The following is a 13,558-nucleotide window of genomic DNA, read 5'->3' on the forward strand; positions in this document are numbered from 1 at the left end:
AGCGCGCCTTACTGAGCCCCACTCGGCTTCAGCAGCAGAATATCGATCTCGTTGGTCGGCGTGAAATCCTTGGCCTTCATTTCGAAGGTCGTCGGGCCGGTCTTCTTGATGCCCTCGCCGCAGAAGCTGACGAGGTTTTCCGCAGCACCCTTATCGATGGTCAGCGAAAAATCCTTGATCGGGCCGCCCCAATTGGCGCCGGTCGACAGGATGTAGGAAATCCAGTTCTCGAAGAGATAGGGCTTTCCGGCCTGCATATCCTTTTCCGCCTGCTGGGCGCGGCGCACGATATTGTCCTCGATGCAGTAGCGCTTGACGTAGTCCTGATAGCGCTCGCCCTTCGGCTGGCCGTCCTCCAGGAAGGAAATGCCGACCGTGCCGCCGACGCTGGGCTTGTAGCGGTGCTGCACCGTCACTTGCCTGCCCGCCGGAAAGGTCGTGCGCCACCAATAGACCGATTTCAACGACCAGAGCGGCGTGCGGTAGTCCTTCATGCCCGTGCCGTCGTCGTCATAGGTATCGATGAAGATGAGGCCGCGGGCGATCCAGTCGGCGGCAACATCGTCGGGTAATGTCTTCAGCGCCTCCTTGGCCGCCTTGGACATCGGCAGGAGCGGAATGTTCTGGGCTTTCAGGTCTTCCGTCACGTCGATATCGGATGCATAGGCGCGCTGCTGGAGGGTGACGGCCACCGCCTTGCCATCCTGCGCGGCGGTGAAGCCGAGATAGTTGTCCGTCTCGAAATCGTCGATCGCGATATTGGCATAGGGATCGCCGCCGATATCCGGCATCGGGAAGGCGACGAGGCCGGAGACGTCCTTGTCCGAGCTGTTGGCGAAGACATAGTCGACGCGGATTTCGCTCGGCGAGATGAACAGCGCTTCCTTCGTCATCTCCACCTCGGGCGTGCGCACGAAGGTGAGCCCGCCCGTCTTCAGCTCCGCCATCGTGTCATTGGCAAAAGCCGGTGCGGCCGAAAGCGCAAGCAAAAGCGGCAGATGGCGGAGCGTGTTCTTCATGGCGATCCTCGTGACGTGTCGGCGTGATAACAACCGAAATTTCTTGGCGCGGCAAGCGACGCGACAGGCCGTTTACAAAGTTTAGAGCAATTCGCTGTCCCAACACGCTACGATTGCGAATTCGCTCTAAGAAGCTGATAATGATGAATCCCAGGAGCCACGCTGCATGAGCAACATTCTGTCTATGCTGTGAATGTCGCCCAACCCCACGGCCGTTCCACGCATTCCCGATCGCCCGAAATCAAAATCAACCGAGGACAAGACTATGAAGCCAGTTCGCCAGATGCTCCTTGCCGCTCCCTTGATCATCGCGGGCGCGGCGGCCGCATTCGCGGATGAAAGCAGCGTCAACCAGACGATAGACCAGCAGTTGGGTGACCACACGAAGTATCAGGCTGTCATTGTCGCCCTGCAAAAGGCTGTCGCGGCACAGGATGCGAAGGGCGTTGCCGCCCTCGTCAGCTACCCGATCGGCGTCAAGGTCAACGGAAAGGAGACCAACATCAAATCCGCCAAGGCGTTCGAGCAACACTACAAGGCCATCATGACGCCTGAAATCACCAAGGCAGTCACCGATCAGAAATACGAGGATCTATTCGTCAACTACCAAGGCATCATGTTCGGCGACGGCCAAGTCTGGATCAACGGCATCTGCACGGATGACACCTGCAAGAATTTCGACGTGAAGGTGCAGACCATACAGGACGGCCCGAAATGATTCGCGCTACCGCCGTCATCACGGCGTCATGACAGCGTCCTCGGAATCAGCCACGGCGACTGCCGCGATGCTGCGAAAATTCGCCGTGGCGAGACCCGGGACGTCAATGCACCCTTTCTCAACCATCCCGTTTTGCAACCGCGTAACCACATCCCTTGGCCGTTGCGAAACCTCCGGCTGCTAGTGTCCCTGCAACGAAAAGAAAGACCGGACAGGGATTTTCACCATGCGATACGCGCTGCTCGCGGCTCTTGCCGCCACGCTTTGCCATGCCTCCATCGCGGCCGCCGAAGAGCGGCCGGAGCACGACCCGGCCATCGAGGCCGCCGCCATTGCCATCCTGCAGAAGAAGCTGCCTGACATCCGCAAGTCGCATGACATCGCCGGAGACCCCGGCCTTGTGCGCGCGGCGCGCGAAGAGGCGAGACCGCAGGGCATCTCCGCGCTGATCGACCTCGATTCGGCGAAGAATTTCCCCGGGCGCATCATCTGGCTCTGAGCCGGGGCTTGCCACTTGCCCCATGAGGCGTCATGAGAGGCGATGTCCCGACCTATCGAAACCATCCGCCTCGACCAGCTCCTGCTGAATGCCGGCCTCGTTGCCAGCCGCTCCCGCGCGCGCGACGCCATTTCGCGCGGCACCGTGCGCGTCAACGGCCGCACCGTTACCAAGCCGAGCTCCACCTTCCCCGCCAATGTAAAGATCGAGATCGACGATCCCGCCCAGGCCTATGTGTCGCGCGCCGCGTTGAAGCTGAAGGCGGCGCTCGATGAATTCGGCCTCGACCCTGCCGGGCTCGACTGTCTCGATATCGGCGCCTCGACCGGCGGCTTTACCGATGTCCTCTTGGAACGCGGCGCAAACCATGTCATCGCCGTCGATGTCGGCCATGACCAGCTGCACCCCCGGCTGCGGGAGGACGAGCGCATCACCAATTACGAGGGCCTGAATGCCCGCGTGCTCGACGAGGACCATCTCGAAGATCGCGAGATCAGCGTCGTCGTCTCCGACGTCTCCTTCATCTCGCTGAAGCTCGCATTGCCGCCGGCGCTCGGCTTTGCCGAACCCGGCGCCTTCTGCGTCCTGCTCGTCAAGCCGCAGTTCGAGGCCGGCCGTGAGGCGATCAGCAAGGCGGGGCTCCTGAAGGATCCCGAAAGCGCGCCGGCCGTTGCCGCGGAACTCGAACGCTGGCTTGTGGAAGACATGGGCTGGCAGAGCCTCGGCCTCATCCCCTCGCCGATTGCCGGCGGTGACGGCAATGTCGAGTTCCTGCTGGGAGGCCGCAAGCCATGACGACGGAAACCCTCACCATCGCCCGGCTCGGCAGCGGCGGCGACGGCATTGCGGAAACGGCCGGCGGCCCGGTCTATGTGCCGTTCACGCTGCCCGGCGAAGTCGTCGCCGTGGCGCGCGTGAAGAACCATGGCACGGTCATGTCGATGTCCGAGGTCTCGCCCGAGCGGGTAACGCCGCCCTGCGCGCATTTCGGCCCTGACGGCAGGAACGGCACCTGCGGCGGCTGCACGCTGCAGCATGCCGGCGATGCGCTCTACCATGACTTCAAGCGCAACCTCGTCGTCCAGGCGCTGAAATCCAAGGGCCTGACGCCCGAGGTGGCACCGCTCGTCATCGCCCGCCCCGGCGAACGCCGCCGCGTCGTCTTCACCCTGCGCAGGACGGAAAAGGACATGCTGGTCGGCTTCAACCAGGCCGGCAGCCACCATATCGTCGCCATCGATCACTGTCCGATCTCGAGCGACGGCATCATCGGCAAGCTCGAGGCGATCCGCCGCGTCGCCGCGGCCATCGCCACCTCGGCCGAGCCGTTCCGCGTCACGGTGCTGGAAACGCTCGGTGGTCTCGACCTCGCCTTCGAGGGCGTCAAGAAGGTCGGCGACAGGGAGCGCCGCGCCGTCACCGAAACCGTGCTTGCGCTGCGCGCCGGCATCAATCGCGTCTCCAGCGACGGTGAGATCGTCATCGAGCCGCAGAAGCCGGAAATCGAGTTTTCCGGCGTGCGCGTCTCCCCGCCCGCCGGCGGCTTCACCCAGGCGACGAAGCCCGCCGAGGATGCCATGTCCGAGATCGTGCTGACGGCGCTCGGCAAGGCCAAGCGCGTCGCCGACCTCTTCGCCGGCTCCGGCACCTTCGCGCTCAGGATCGCCCGCCAGGCCAAGGTGCATGCCGTCGAGGGCGATGAGAAGGCGCTGAAGGCGCTGGATTTCGCCGCGCGCAACACCCAGGGCCTCAAGCCCGTTACGGTGGAGCGGCGCGACCTGTTCCGCCGCCCGCTGATGGCCTCCGAGCTCAAGGTCTACGACGCCGTGGTCTTCGATCCGCCCCGTGCGGGTGCGGAGGACCAGTGCAAGGAGCTCGCCCGCTCCGGCGTGAAGACGGTCATCGCCGTCTCCTGCAACCCGATCAGCCTCGCCCGCGACCTCGCCATCCTGACGGCCGCCGGCTACCGCATCCGCCTCGTCACGCCGGTCGACCAGTTTCTCTGGTCGGCGCATGTCGAGGCAGTGGCAGTGTTGGAGAAGTAAGCGCAAACAAGAAGGCCCGGGATCGCTCCCGGGCCTTCTTGTTTGTGGATGCCCGATCAGGCCGCGCGGCGCGCTGGCGTGACCGCGTGGCTGGCAGCACCATGACCCAGCCGGAACTGGGCGAGCAGCGCGTTGAGGGCTGCGGCTTCCGAGGCGAGGCCGTGGCTGGCGGCGGTCTGCTCTTCCACCATGGCAGCGTTCTGCTGGGTACCCTGGTCCATGGTGTTGACGGCCGTGTTGATCTCCTGGAGGCCGGTCGACTGCTCGCGGGCGGCGAGCACGATGGCGTTCACATGGCCATTGATTTCCTGGACTTCGCGGACGATGGCTTCCAGTGCAGCACCGGTCTCGTCGACCAGCGACACGCCGGAGCGGACCTGCTCGCCTGACGTGGTAATCAGTGCCTTGATCTCCTTGGCTGCATTGGCCGAGCGCTGGGCGAGCTCGCGCACTTCCTGGGCGACGACGGCGAAACCCTTGCCCGCTTCACCCGCACGCGCCGCTTCCACACCGGCATTCAGCGCCAGAAGGTTGGTCTGGAAGGCGATGTCGTCGATCACGCCGATGATGTTGGAGATCTCGTGCGAGGACTTTTCGATGCCCTGCATGGCCGAGACGGCGCGGCGCACGACCTCGCCCGACTTTTCGGCACCGGTGCGGGTGCGCGAGACGAGCGAGCCGACTTCCTCGGCCCTGCGGGTCGAGTCCTTCACGGTCGTGGTGATCTGTTCGAGGGCGGCGGCGGTTTCCTCCACCGAGGCGGCCTGCTGTTCCGTGCGGCGGGCGAGATCGTCGGCGGCCGAGCGGATTTCGGTCGCGCCCGCATCGATGGCGCGGGCATTCTGGCCGACCGTCGTCATCGCCGTGTGCAGCTTGGTGACGGAGTGGTTGAAGTCGTCGCGCAGGCGGTCGAGATGGCCGGCGAAGGGCTTTTCGATGCGGTGGGCGAGATCGCCCTCGGCAAGACGGCCGAGACCATCGGCCAGCGCATCGACGGCATGCTGGATTTCGGCGGCATCGCGCGCCTTCATGGCCTCACGCTCGCGGCGCTCGCTTTCGGAGAGCACGCGGCCCTCCTCGGCGGCGTTTTCGAGGCGGGTGCGCTCGATGGCATTGTCGCGGAAGACGGCGACGGCGGCGGCCATCTGGCCGATCTCGTCCTTGCGCTCCTGGCCGGGAATTTCCGTGCGGACATCACCGGAGGCGAGCTTCTGCATGGCCGAGGTCATGTCCTTGACCGGGCGCACGACGAGGCGCGACAGCACGGTGGCGAGGAAGCCCATCATCAGCACGACGGCGAGGATCGTGGCGATCGTCGCCGCGATGCGGAACTGGTCGATGGCCGCGAATGCCATTCCGCTGTCGATGGTGAAGCCGAGATACCACTCCACCGACGGCAGGCCGGTGACCGGCACGAAGGAAACAAGTACCGGCTTGCCGGCATAGGTCGTGTGCATCACGCCGTCGGCGATGGCGGGCGTTTCGTCCGGGAAGGCATCCGCCAGCGTCTTGGTGACGAGCGCCTTGTCCTTGTGCACGAGGATTTGGCCGTTCTTGCTGACGAGGAAGGCGAAGCCCTTGCCGCCGAGATCGACGGATTCGATCATGTCGATCAGCGATTTCAGCGAGAAGTCGCTGCCGGCGACGCCGACGAGCTTGCCGTCCTTCTTGACCGGAACGGCCGAGCTGATGATCAGGCCATTGGTGGAGGCGTCGATATAGGGTTCCGTCAACACGGGTCCATCCGCCTTGACGGCGTCCTGATACCACGGGCGCTTGCGCGGATCGTAGCCGTCAGGCATTTCCGACTTCGGCCATTGGGTGAACACCCCCGCCTCATCGCCCACATAGGTCGTCATGAACTGGCCGACCAGCACGTCGTTCTGCAACACGGCTTCGATGCCGGCGGGATCGGCGGCCTTTGCGGCGGCGTTGCCGGCCGTCTGGGTCAGCATCACGCGGGCATTCAGCCAATTGGCGATGCTCTGCGCGGCCTGCTTGCCGGAGCTGTCGATGCTCTCCTCGACGGATGTCGTCAGCACGCTGCGCTGCAGGCTGTCGATATAAAGGGAAAAGCCGGTAAAGGCGGCGATGACGACGAGCGACGCGACGACAAGAATGCGCGTCATGAGATTGGAGCGCTTGGACATGGACGCGATGTTTCCTAAGAGGCCCTCGCCGGCGACGGCGGGAGCGCGATGCTGAACGGCATGCCGGGAGGGCGAAGAACGGGCGCATCATGCGGCCGCCGGCCAGGAAGGCCGGAGAGTGGCCGCACCCTAGGAAAGCGTGTTTAAGGCACTGTTAAAATTGATAGACCACAAATTGCAAGTGGATCATCGCCGCGCCATGAAAGCCTCGAAGGCGGCGCGGGCTTCCGGGCTTTTCAGCTGGGCCGCGAAATGTCCCGCTTCCTCGTCGATGCGCGCCGAGACGTCCGTGCGATCGCCGCGGATGAGGCTGCGGGCAATCGCCAGCGCCTTCGGCGGCTTGGCAGCGAGGCGTTTTGCGGCTGCGAGCGCCTGCTCTTCCACCGCGCCCGGCTCCACCACGGCATAGACGAGGCCGGCATCGCGCGCGGCGGTGGCGGAAAAGCCATCGCCGGCCGCAAGCAGCGCGAAGGCGCGCTGGTGGCCCATCAGGCGCGGGGCAAGCAGGCTGGAGGCCGCTTCCGGCACCAAGGCGAGATCGACGAAGGGTGTGCGGAACTCCGTGCGGATCGAGGCGTAGGTCAGGTCGCAATGCAGGTGGATCGTCGTGCCGATACCGATCGCCAGGCCGTCGACGCCGGAGACGAGCGGCTTGGTGTGGGCGGCGAGCGCATGCAGGAAATCGATCACCTCGCCGCCCATCGTACCACCCATGGCAAAGGCCATGAAGTCGTTGAGGTCGTTGCCGGCGGAAAAGCAGCCTTCGGAGCCGAGGAAGACGGTGGCGCGCACGCTTTCGTCCGCATCCCCCGCTTTCAGCGCATCCGTCATCGCCTGATACATGGCGCGCGTGAGGGCGTTTTTCTTTTCCACGCGGTTGAGGCGGATCACCTGCACGCCGGGGGCGCTTTCCGGGCGCTCGATCAGGATATGGTCGGTCATATATCTTCCTCTCAGCCGAGAACCGCACGGGCCGCCGCAAGGCTCGCGGCACCGCTGATGACGCGGTCTTTCAGCGCCGATGTCTCACCGATGATGTTTTCCGCAGCAAAGCGGCAGAGTGCGGCGCGTTCGCTATTGCGGCCATCGCCGCCATCGGCCAGCGCACCCTTGGCGAGATAGGCGCCGGTCAGGACCAAGCCGAAAAGGCGTTGATAGGGTGTGGCGCCGGCGAGCACTTCGGCCTGTTTGCCCTCGGCCAGCGTGGCGAGCAGCCAGTCGGTGGCTGCTTCGAGATCGGCGATGCTGGCTTCGAGGCGGTCGCCGGTTTCGCCGAGTTCCGGCGCGTTGGCCGCACGCGCCTTAGCGGCGATGTCGCGCAATTCCGCGATGAAGCCCTTGATATGGTTGCCATCGGACAGCGGCAGCTTGCGCGTCACGAGGTCGATCGCCTGGATGCCGTTGGTGCCCTCGTAGATCGGTGCGATGCGGGCATCACGGTAGAGGCGGGCCGCGCCGGTTTCCTCGATGAAGCCCATGCCGCCATGCACCTGCACGCCGAGCGAGGAGACGTCGACGCCGGCATCGGTGGCGAAGCTTTTTGCGATGGGGGTGAGCAGGCTCGCGCGGTCGGTCCAGTGTTTCGCATCGTCGCCATGCGCCATGTCGACGGCATGCGCGCAAGCATAGGTGATGGCGCGTGCACCCTGGGTCAGTACTTTCATGGTCAGGAGCATGCGGGCGACGTCCGGGTGCTCGATGATCGGGCTCATGCCCGCACCCTGCCAGCCCGGCGCCCTGCCCTGCGTGCGCTCCCTGGCATAGGCGATGGCCTTCTGCGTGGCGGCTTCGGCAATCGCCACGCCCTGCATCCCGACGGCAAGCCGGGCATTGTTCATCATGGTGAACATGCAGGCAAGGCCACGATTTTCCTCGCCGACGAGCCAGCCGATTGCACCCGGCTCGTCGCCGAAGCGGCCGTCGCCATAGATCATGGTGCAGGTCGGCGATCCGTGGATGCCGAGCTTGTGCTCGATGGAATGGCAATGGGCATCGTTGCGGGAGCCGAGCGAGCCATCCGCATTGACGAGGAATTTCGGCACGAGGAACAGCGAGATGCCGCGCGTGCCGGCCGGCGCATCCGGCAGGCGGGCGAGCACGAGATGCACGATATTGTCGGTAAAATCATGTTCGCCATAGGTGATGAAGATCTTCTGGCCGAAGAGGCGGTAGGTGCCGTCGCCGCGGCGTTCGGCGCGTGTCTTCATCACGCCGAGATCCGAACCGGCATGCGGCTCGGTGAGGTTCATCGAGCCCATCCATTCGCCGGAGACCATTTTGGGTAGATAGGTCGTCTTGAGATGCTCGGAGCCGTGCGTGGTGAGCGCTTCGATCGCGCCGATCGTCAGCGTCGGGCCGATCGCGAAGGCCATCGAGCCGCTGTTCCACATTTCGAGCGCGGCGACATGCAGCATATGCGGCAGCCCCTGCCCGCCGAAATCCGGCGCGGCGGTCAGCGAATTCCAGCCGCCTTCCGCCCAGGCCTTGTAAAGCGCAGGCCAGCCGTCCGGCATCTTCACCGCGCCGTCGGCGAAGCGGGCACCCTGCTTGTCGCCGATCTCGGCGAGCGGCGCGACTTCCTCGGTCGCGAAACGGCCGGCTTCGGACAGAATGGCATCGACGAGGTCGTCCGTGAGGTCGCCGAGACGGCCGCCCTCCAGCGCGGGGGCAAGCCCTGCGACATGTTTCAGCGTGAACGCAATCTCCTCGACCGGCGCCTTGTACATCACTATCCTCCTCCGACCGCCCTCGGGATTCGACCCAATGCTTGCCGCGCAGATTATTGATTTTTACGTAAACGTCAATCTTTCCGCTATGGCCGCACAGACGAAAACAGGCCACCCGGTTGGCGGACCGGGCAGCCTGTCTTCTGTGCCGGGGGACCATCCGGCACGCTCTTATCTCAGCGATAGGGCGATACGCACTGCCGGCGGGGGCCGCCATAGGGCTGATAGGTATTGTCGTACGCACGATACGAGCGGTAGCGGTTGGCGCACCAGTTCACATGCGAGCCGCCGCCGGTATAGCCACCATCATTGGCAATCGCACCGCCGATGATGGCGCCAGCACCGAATGCGGCCAGCGGGAACCAATAGCCGTTGTGATGGCGATAGCCGGGACGGGCATAGCGGTAACCGCGATGGCCGCGATACCAGCCATGACGATCGCCACGGTCGCCGCGCCAGTGGCGGTCACGCCGATCGGCACGCCAGCCACGTTCACCGTGTCGCCGGGGCCAGAACTGCCGGCTATCCAGTCCTTCGCGCCATTCATTGTTGCGGACGAGCTGTATATCACCCTGCCCGCTCGTCGTCTGTATATTAGCGGATGCCAAGGGCATTGCCTCGACCGGCACGACCGGCGTCAGAGCGAAAAGCGCTGACATGGCGACAGCAAAACATTTTCTCGAAAATCTCATGACTGTTCTCCCGAACGGACCGCCTCTCGGAAGGAGATGCGGCAGTTTCGCATAGGAACGTAGCTTACGGAGGTTTGTTCCGACCCGCGGCAAAAACTGCGTTAGCAGAGCATTAACCATGTTTGCGCCACCATGGCCGTTCGCGGAGGACCGGGAATCGAACAGGAGCGTCCATTGCATCAGAAGCATCTTTCCGGCCTTGCCGCCCTTCTCTTTTCAGCTACCCTGCCCCTCTCCGCCGGGGCGGCCACCGTCGAACCGTGGAAGACAACGAACAACGCCATCGTCGTCGATGCGTATGAGCTGAACGAGATCGACTGGTCGGAGATGCTCTCCGACACGCGCATCGCCGGCTTCATCTCCAAGGCCTCCGACGGCCTGCCGGAAAGCTATAGCTGCAAGGGCGAGCACAGCGGCGACACGGTGGCGCACTGCAAGACGATGTGGCGCAAATATGCGGTGAGCCGCGAACTCTATGAGACGCGCCGCCTGCTGGCGCGGGCCAAGGGCCTGCTCTGGGGCGCCTATCATCTCGCCCGTCCCGGCAATCCGATCGACCAGGCCAACCATTTCCTCGACTATGCCAATCCGCAGGACGACGAAATGATGGTGCTCGACATCGAGGGCATCGATCCCGACAACTACATGTCGCTGGAAGATGCCCAGATCTTCGCTGGCCACATCAAGACGCGCACCGGGCGCTATCCGGTGCTCTACACGAACCATTCCACCGCGCGCACCATCGCGCTCAACCGCGACAAATACCGCATCCTCTCGCGCCTGCCGCTCTGGTATGCCCGCTACAAGCCGGGCATCGAGGGTGCGTTTCCGATGGGCAACTGGGACAGCTACGCGCTCTGGCAGTTTTCCGCAGGGGTCAATTGCTCCAAGCGCCGCTGCCCCTATCGCGTGAAGGGCGCGGAAAACGATATCGACGTCAATGTCGCACCGATGAGCAAGGCGGACCTCGCCAGGACCTGGGCCTTCGGCAGCCTGCTTCCGGAAAAGCCGGAGGAACCGGTCGACACCATGCTGACGGCCTCCATCCCGGTAGGCGGCTCCTTCCAGGCGACCGTGAAAGCCGAGGCCGTCGCCGGCACCGGTGCGCAGACGGGCGGTGCGGTGACACTCGCCGCGGGCACGACGGCCGCATTCCCCGTCGCCGTCACCGCCGAGGTCCGGGCCGGCATCATGGCCGATGGAACGACGACGACCACGCTCGGCCGCCGCATGGTCGAGGTGACGCCGCTGAACTATCAGGACTTCTGAGAGGCATTCCTGCCGGCGCAACGTGGCTGCGCCGGCACCTCTCTCAGGCCTCGATCTGCACATCCCCGATCGGCCGCGAGCAGCAGGCGAGGATGTAGCCTTCCTCGATCTCGTCATCGAGAATGCCGCCATTGTGGCGCATCTCGACTTCGCCCGAGACCTTCATCACCCGGCAGGTGCCACAGAGACCGCCCTCACAGGCCGCGCCGATGCGCACACCGGCGGCGCGGGCCGTCTGCAGGATCGTCTGGCCGGGCGGGCATTGCGCATCCTTGCCGGCCATGGTGAAGGTGACGGTCGAGACGGCGTTGACGTCGGCCGCCTGCTCGCCGGCCCCGGCACGGATGGCGATCTCTTCCGGCGCGGGCGCATTGGCCGGCTGGAAGCTTTCCTCGTGGTAACGGTTCATGTCGAAGCCGCAGACCTTCAGCATGTCCTTGACGCCGCGCATGAACGGTTCGGGGCCGCAGCAGAAGACGGTGCGCTCGCGGAAATCGGGCGCGAGCAGCGAGAGGCGGGCGGCATCGATGCGGCCGCGCAGGCCGTGCCAGCCGTCACGCGGATTGTGGCCTTCCACGACGAAGCCGAGGGCGAGGTTCGGCATCTGGGCGGCGAGACATTCGAGTTCCGGCTTGAACAGCAGGTCCTCCGGCTTGCGGGCGCAGGAGACGAAGGCCACGTTGGATTGCGGCGCGCAATCCGCCATCCAACGCGTCATCGACATCATCGGCGTCACACCGGAGCCCGCCGAGATGAAGAGGTATTTTTCCGCCGGATAGCGCACGAAGGAGAAATCGCCGAGCGGCCCGAAGGCCTTCAGCTTCATGCCGGGGCGCAGATGATCGAACATCCAGCGCGTGCCGATCGAGTTCTTCTGCGCTTTCACCGTCACGGCGACGGAGAAGGGCCGCGAAGGTGTCGAGGAGAGCGTGTAGGTGCGCATGACAGGCTCGTCTTCCGACACCGGCAGTTCCAGCGTGACGAACTGGCCCGGCAGATAGCGGAACCAGTTCTTCTGATCGGAGCTGAAGGTGAACGTCATCACATCGGCCGTCTCCACGGTCGCGGCGATGCATTCAAGCAGGTTATGGCGATCGTGCCAGGGGTGAAGTTCGTCGAAATGGCGGAAATGGCTCGAAATCGTCATGTCAGGCCACCCGCGACATCGGTTGCTTGTTGTCCAGCCGGTCGATCATGAAATTCGAATACCATTCGACGAACTGCATGACGCCGCCCTCGTCCTCCGGGGAATAGGGGCCAGGCTGGTAAGCCGGCGAGCGAATGCCGAAAGCGTTTTCCTCGACGATCTGGCGGTCCTGATCGTTGGTCTCGGTCCAGACATGGGTGAGCTCGTCGAGCCGGTAATCGACACCCTCGACGGCATCCTTGTTGACCAGCCACTTGGTCGTGACCTGCGTCAGCTCGGGGCCGAGCGGCAGGACGCGGAAGGTAATGGCATGATCGGCCAGCACATGGTTCCACGTCGTCGGATAGTGGAAGAGCAGCAGCGTGCCGATGCCACTTTCCTGCACGTCGTTCGACAGCGGGCGCTGGACGGCGCGCGCACCGGACATGGTGTAGCTCTCGGCATCCTGGATGAGCGGCATGCGGGCCGCGCGGAACTGGCCGGTCGGCGACATGCGGAACTCGCTCGGCAGGCCGGATGCTTCGCATTTCGCCCAATGCGCGGCAATCACAGGGTCGTCCTTGGCGCCCTGCACGCCCGTCGCAGTCGGTGCTTCCGGATAGGTGCGGCAGAGTTCGGGATGGTTGGCGGCGCAGTGATAGCACTCGCGGTTGTTTTCCCAGACGAGCTTCCAGTTGCCCTTCTCGATGATCGTGCTTTCGAAGGCGACCTTGGTTTCGCCGAGCCGGTGGCGCGCAAGATAGGGTTCGGCATTGGCACGGAAGGCGGAGAAATCCGGGGTTTCGTCGGCGAGGCAGATGAAGATGTAGCCGCCGAGGGTCTCGCAATGGATCGGTTTCAGGCTATGCTGCGTCCTGTCGAAATCCTCCGCCATGTGGCGGGCGAAGAGCAGCGAACCGTCGAGCTCGTAGGTCCACTGGTGATAGGGACAGACGAGCTTGGCCGAGGTGCCCTTGTGCTGGGTGCAGACGCGCGAGCCGCGGTGGCGGCAGGAATTGTGCAGCGCGCGGATCGTGCCCGAGCGATCGCGGGTGATGACGACGGGATAATCGCCGACCTGCACGGTAAAATAATTGCCGGCCTTCGGGATTTCGCAGTCATGGCCGATGAACAGCCAGTCGCGATACCAGATCGTCTCCATGTCGAGCTTGTAATGGTCGGGGTCGATGTAGAAGGCCTGTTCGAGGCTGTGGCCTTCACGCCGGTTCTTGAGCTTGCGGAGCACGTCGCTGCGGATATCCATGGCAATCCTCATAGGTCCAGTTTGGGGATGAGGCGCACGGAGGAGACGGC

Annotated in this window: 12 protein-coding genes; 5 read left to right on the forward strand and 7 right to left on the reverse strand. The window is 64.3% G+C overall.

The genetic code is table 11. The annotated features are described in order from the left end of the window. Positions 1-8: 8 nt before the first annotated feature. Positions 9-1,019, reverse strand: a complete 1,011-nt coding sequence (locus AC27VQ_RS23420; RefSeq protein WP_488718207.1) for a DUF4424 domain-containing protein — start codon at positions 1,017-1,019, stop codon at positions 9-11. Between the two features lie 193 nt (positions 1,020-1,212). On the opposite strand from AC27VQ_RS23420, the gene AC27VQ_RS23425 reads away from it, so the two are divergent. The 4 genes from AC27VQ_RS23425 (at position 1,213) to AC27VQ_RS23440 (ending at position 4,281) form a co-directional block, all read left to right on the forward strand. Then, positions 1,213-1,737 (forward strand): hypothetical protein, encoded by a 525-nt coding sequence (locus AC27VQ_RS23425; protein WP_488718208.1) that lies wholly within the window; start codon positions 1,213-1,215, stop codon positions 1,735-1,737. A gap of 226 nt (positions 1,738-1,963) precedes the next feature. After that, positions 1,964-2,236, forward strand: a complete 273-nt coding sequence (locus AC27VQ_RS23430; RefSeq protein WP_313524922.1) for a hypothetical protein — start codon at positions 1,964-1,966, stop codon at positions 2,234-2,236. A 42-nt stretch (positions 2,237-2,278) separates the two neighbouring features. Then, complete coding sequence (locus AC27VQ_RS23435; protein WP_421591783.1) at positions 2,279-3,031, forward strand: TlyA family RNA methyltransferase; 753 nt, start codon at positions 2,279-2,281, stop codon at positions 3,029-3,031. After that, positions 3,028-4,281: a class I SAM-dependent RNA methyltransferase gene (locus AC27VQ_RS23440; RefSeq protein WP_488718209.1), complete on the forward strand. Its 1,254-nt coding sequence runs from the start codon at positions 3,028-3,030 to the stop codon at positions 4,279-4,281. The genes AC27VQ_RS23435 and AC27VQ_RS23440 overlap by 4 nt, the downstream gene beginning before the upstream one ends. Positions 4,282-4,337: 56 nt before the next feature. Here the strand turns inward: AC27VQ_RS23440 and mcpU are convergent, their stop codons facing one another. From mcpU to AC27VQ_RS23460, 4 genes are all read right to left on the reverse strand, one after another. Next, positions 4,338-6,431, reverse strand: a complete 2,094-nt coding sequence (gene mcpU / locus AC27VQ_RS23445; protein WP_488718210.1) for a methyl-accepting chemotaxis protein McpU — start codon at positions 6,429-6,431, stop codon at positions 4,338-4,340. 186 nt (positions 6,432-6,617) lie between these two features. After that, entirely contained in the window at positions 6,618-7,373 is a 756-nt protein-coding gene (locus AC27VQ_RS23450) for a crotonase/enoyl-CoA hydratase family protein (RefSeq protein WP_488718211.1), read from the reverse strand. A gap of 11 nt (positions 7,374-7,384) precedes the next feature. Continuing rightward, positions 7,385-9,157, reverse strand: coding sequence for an acyl-CoA dehydrogenase family protein (locus AC27VQ_RS23455; RefSeq protein ID WP_488718212.1), 1,773 nt, complete (start codon positions 9,155-9,157; stop codon positions 7,385-7,387). Between the two features lie 176 nt (positions 9,158-9,333). After that, on the reverse strand, positions 9,334-9,849 hold the full coding sequence (locus AC27VQ_RS23460; protein ID WP_488718213.1) for a BA14K family protein: 516 nt from the start codon (positions 9,847-9,849) through the stop codon (positions 9,334-9,336). A 132-nt stretch (positions 9,850-9,981) separates the two neighbouring features. Here AC27VQ_RS23460 and AC27VQ_RS23465 point away from each other — a divergent pair, with 132 nt between their 5' ends. Continuing rightward, positions 9,982-11,118, forward strand: a complete 1,137-nt coding sequence (locus AC27VQ_RS23465; protein ID WP_488718214.1) for a glycoside hydrolase family 25 protein — start codon at positions 9,982-9,984, stop codon at positions 11,116-11,118. Positions 11,119-11,161: 43 nt separating this feature from the next. On the opposite strand, the gene AC27VQ_RS23470 is transcribed toward AC27VQ_RS23465, so the two are convergent. Beyond that, positions 11,162-12,265, reverse strand: a complete 1,104-nt coding sequence (locus AC27VQ_RS23470) for an FAD-binding oxidoreductase (protein WP_488718215.1) — start codon at positions 12,263-12,265, stop codon at positions 11,162-11,164. A gap of 1 nt (position 12,266) precedes the next feature. After that, entirely contained in the window at positions 12,267-13,508 is a 1,242-nt protein-coding gene (locus AC27VQ_RS23475; protein ID WP_488718216.1) for an aromatic ring-hydroxylating oxygenase subunit alpha, read from the reverse strand. Between the last annotated feature and the right edge of the window lie 50 nt (positions 13,509-13,558).

Source organism: Shinella sp. 20P9.1.1 (assembly GCF_057798995.1).

What these genes read in the sequence shown, in the direction of transcription:
- AC27VQ_RS23420 (WP_488718207.1), bottom strand. Translation starts at nt 1,019, where the DNA reads ATGAAGAACACGCTCCGCCATCTGCCGCTTTTGCTTGCGCTTTCGGCC.
- AC27VQ_RS23430 (WP_313524922.1), top strand. Translation starts at nt 1,964, where the DNA reads ATGCGATACGCGCTGCTCGCGGCTCTTGCCGCCACGCTTTGCCATGCC.
- mcpU (WP_488718210.1), bottom strand. Translation starts at nt 6,431, where the DNA reads ATGTCCAAGCGCTCCAATCTCATGACGCGCATTCTTGTCGTCGCGTCG.
- AC27VQ_RS23440 (WP_488718209.1), top strand. Translation starts at nt 3,028, where the DNA reads ATGACGACGGAAACCCTCACCATCGCCCGGCTCGGCAGCGGCGGCGAC.
- AC27VQ_RS23425 (WP_488718208.1), top strand. Translation starts at nt 1,213, where the DNA reads ATGTCGCCCAACCCCACGGCCGTTCCACGCATTCCCGATCGCCCGAAA.
- AC27VQ_RS23455 (WP_488718212.1), bottom strand. Translation starts at nt 9,157, where the DNA reads ATGTACAAGGCGCCGGTCGAGGAGATTGCGTTCACGCTGAAACATGTC.
- AC27VQ_RS23460 (WP_488718213.1), bottom strand. Translation starts at nt 9,849, where the DNA reads ATGAGATTTTCGAGAAAATGTTTTGCTGTCGCCATGTCAGCGCTTTTC.
- AC27VQ_RS23475 (WP_488718216.1), bottom strand. Translation starts at nt 13,508, where the DNA reads ATGGATATCCGCAGCGACGTGCTCCGCAAGCTCAAGAACCGGCGTGAA.
- AC27VQ_RS23470 (WP_488718215.1), bottom strand. Translation starts at nt 12,265, where the DNA reads ATGACGATTTCGAGCCATTTCCGCCATTTCGACGAACTTCACCCCTGG.
- AC27VQ_RS23435 (WP_421591783.1), top strand. Translation starts at nt 2,279, where the DNA reads ATGTCCCGACCTATCGAAACCATCCGCCTCGACCAGCTCCTGCTGAAT.
- AC27VQ_RS23450 (WP_488718211.1), bottom strand. Translation starts at nt 7,373, where the DNA reads ATGACCGACCATATCCTGATCGAGCGCCCGGAAAGCGCCCCCGGCGTG.
- AC27VQ_RS23465 (WP_488718214.1), top strand. Translation starts at nt 9,982, where the DNA reads ATGGCCGTTCGCGGAGGACCGGGAATCGAACAGGAGCGTCCATTGCAT.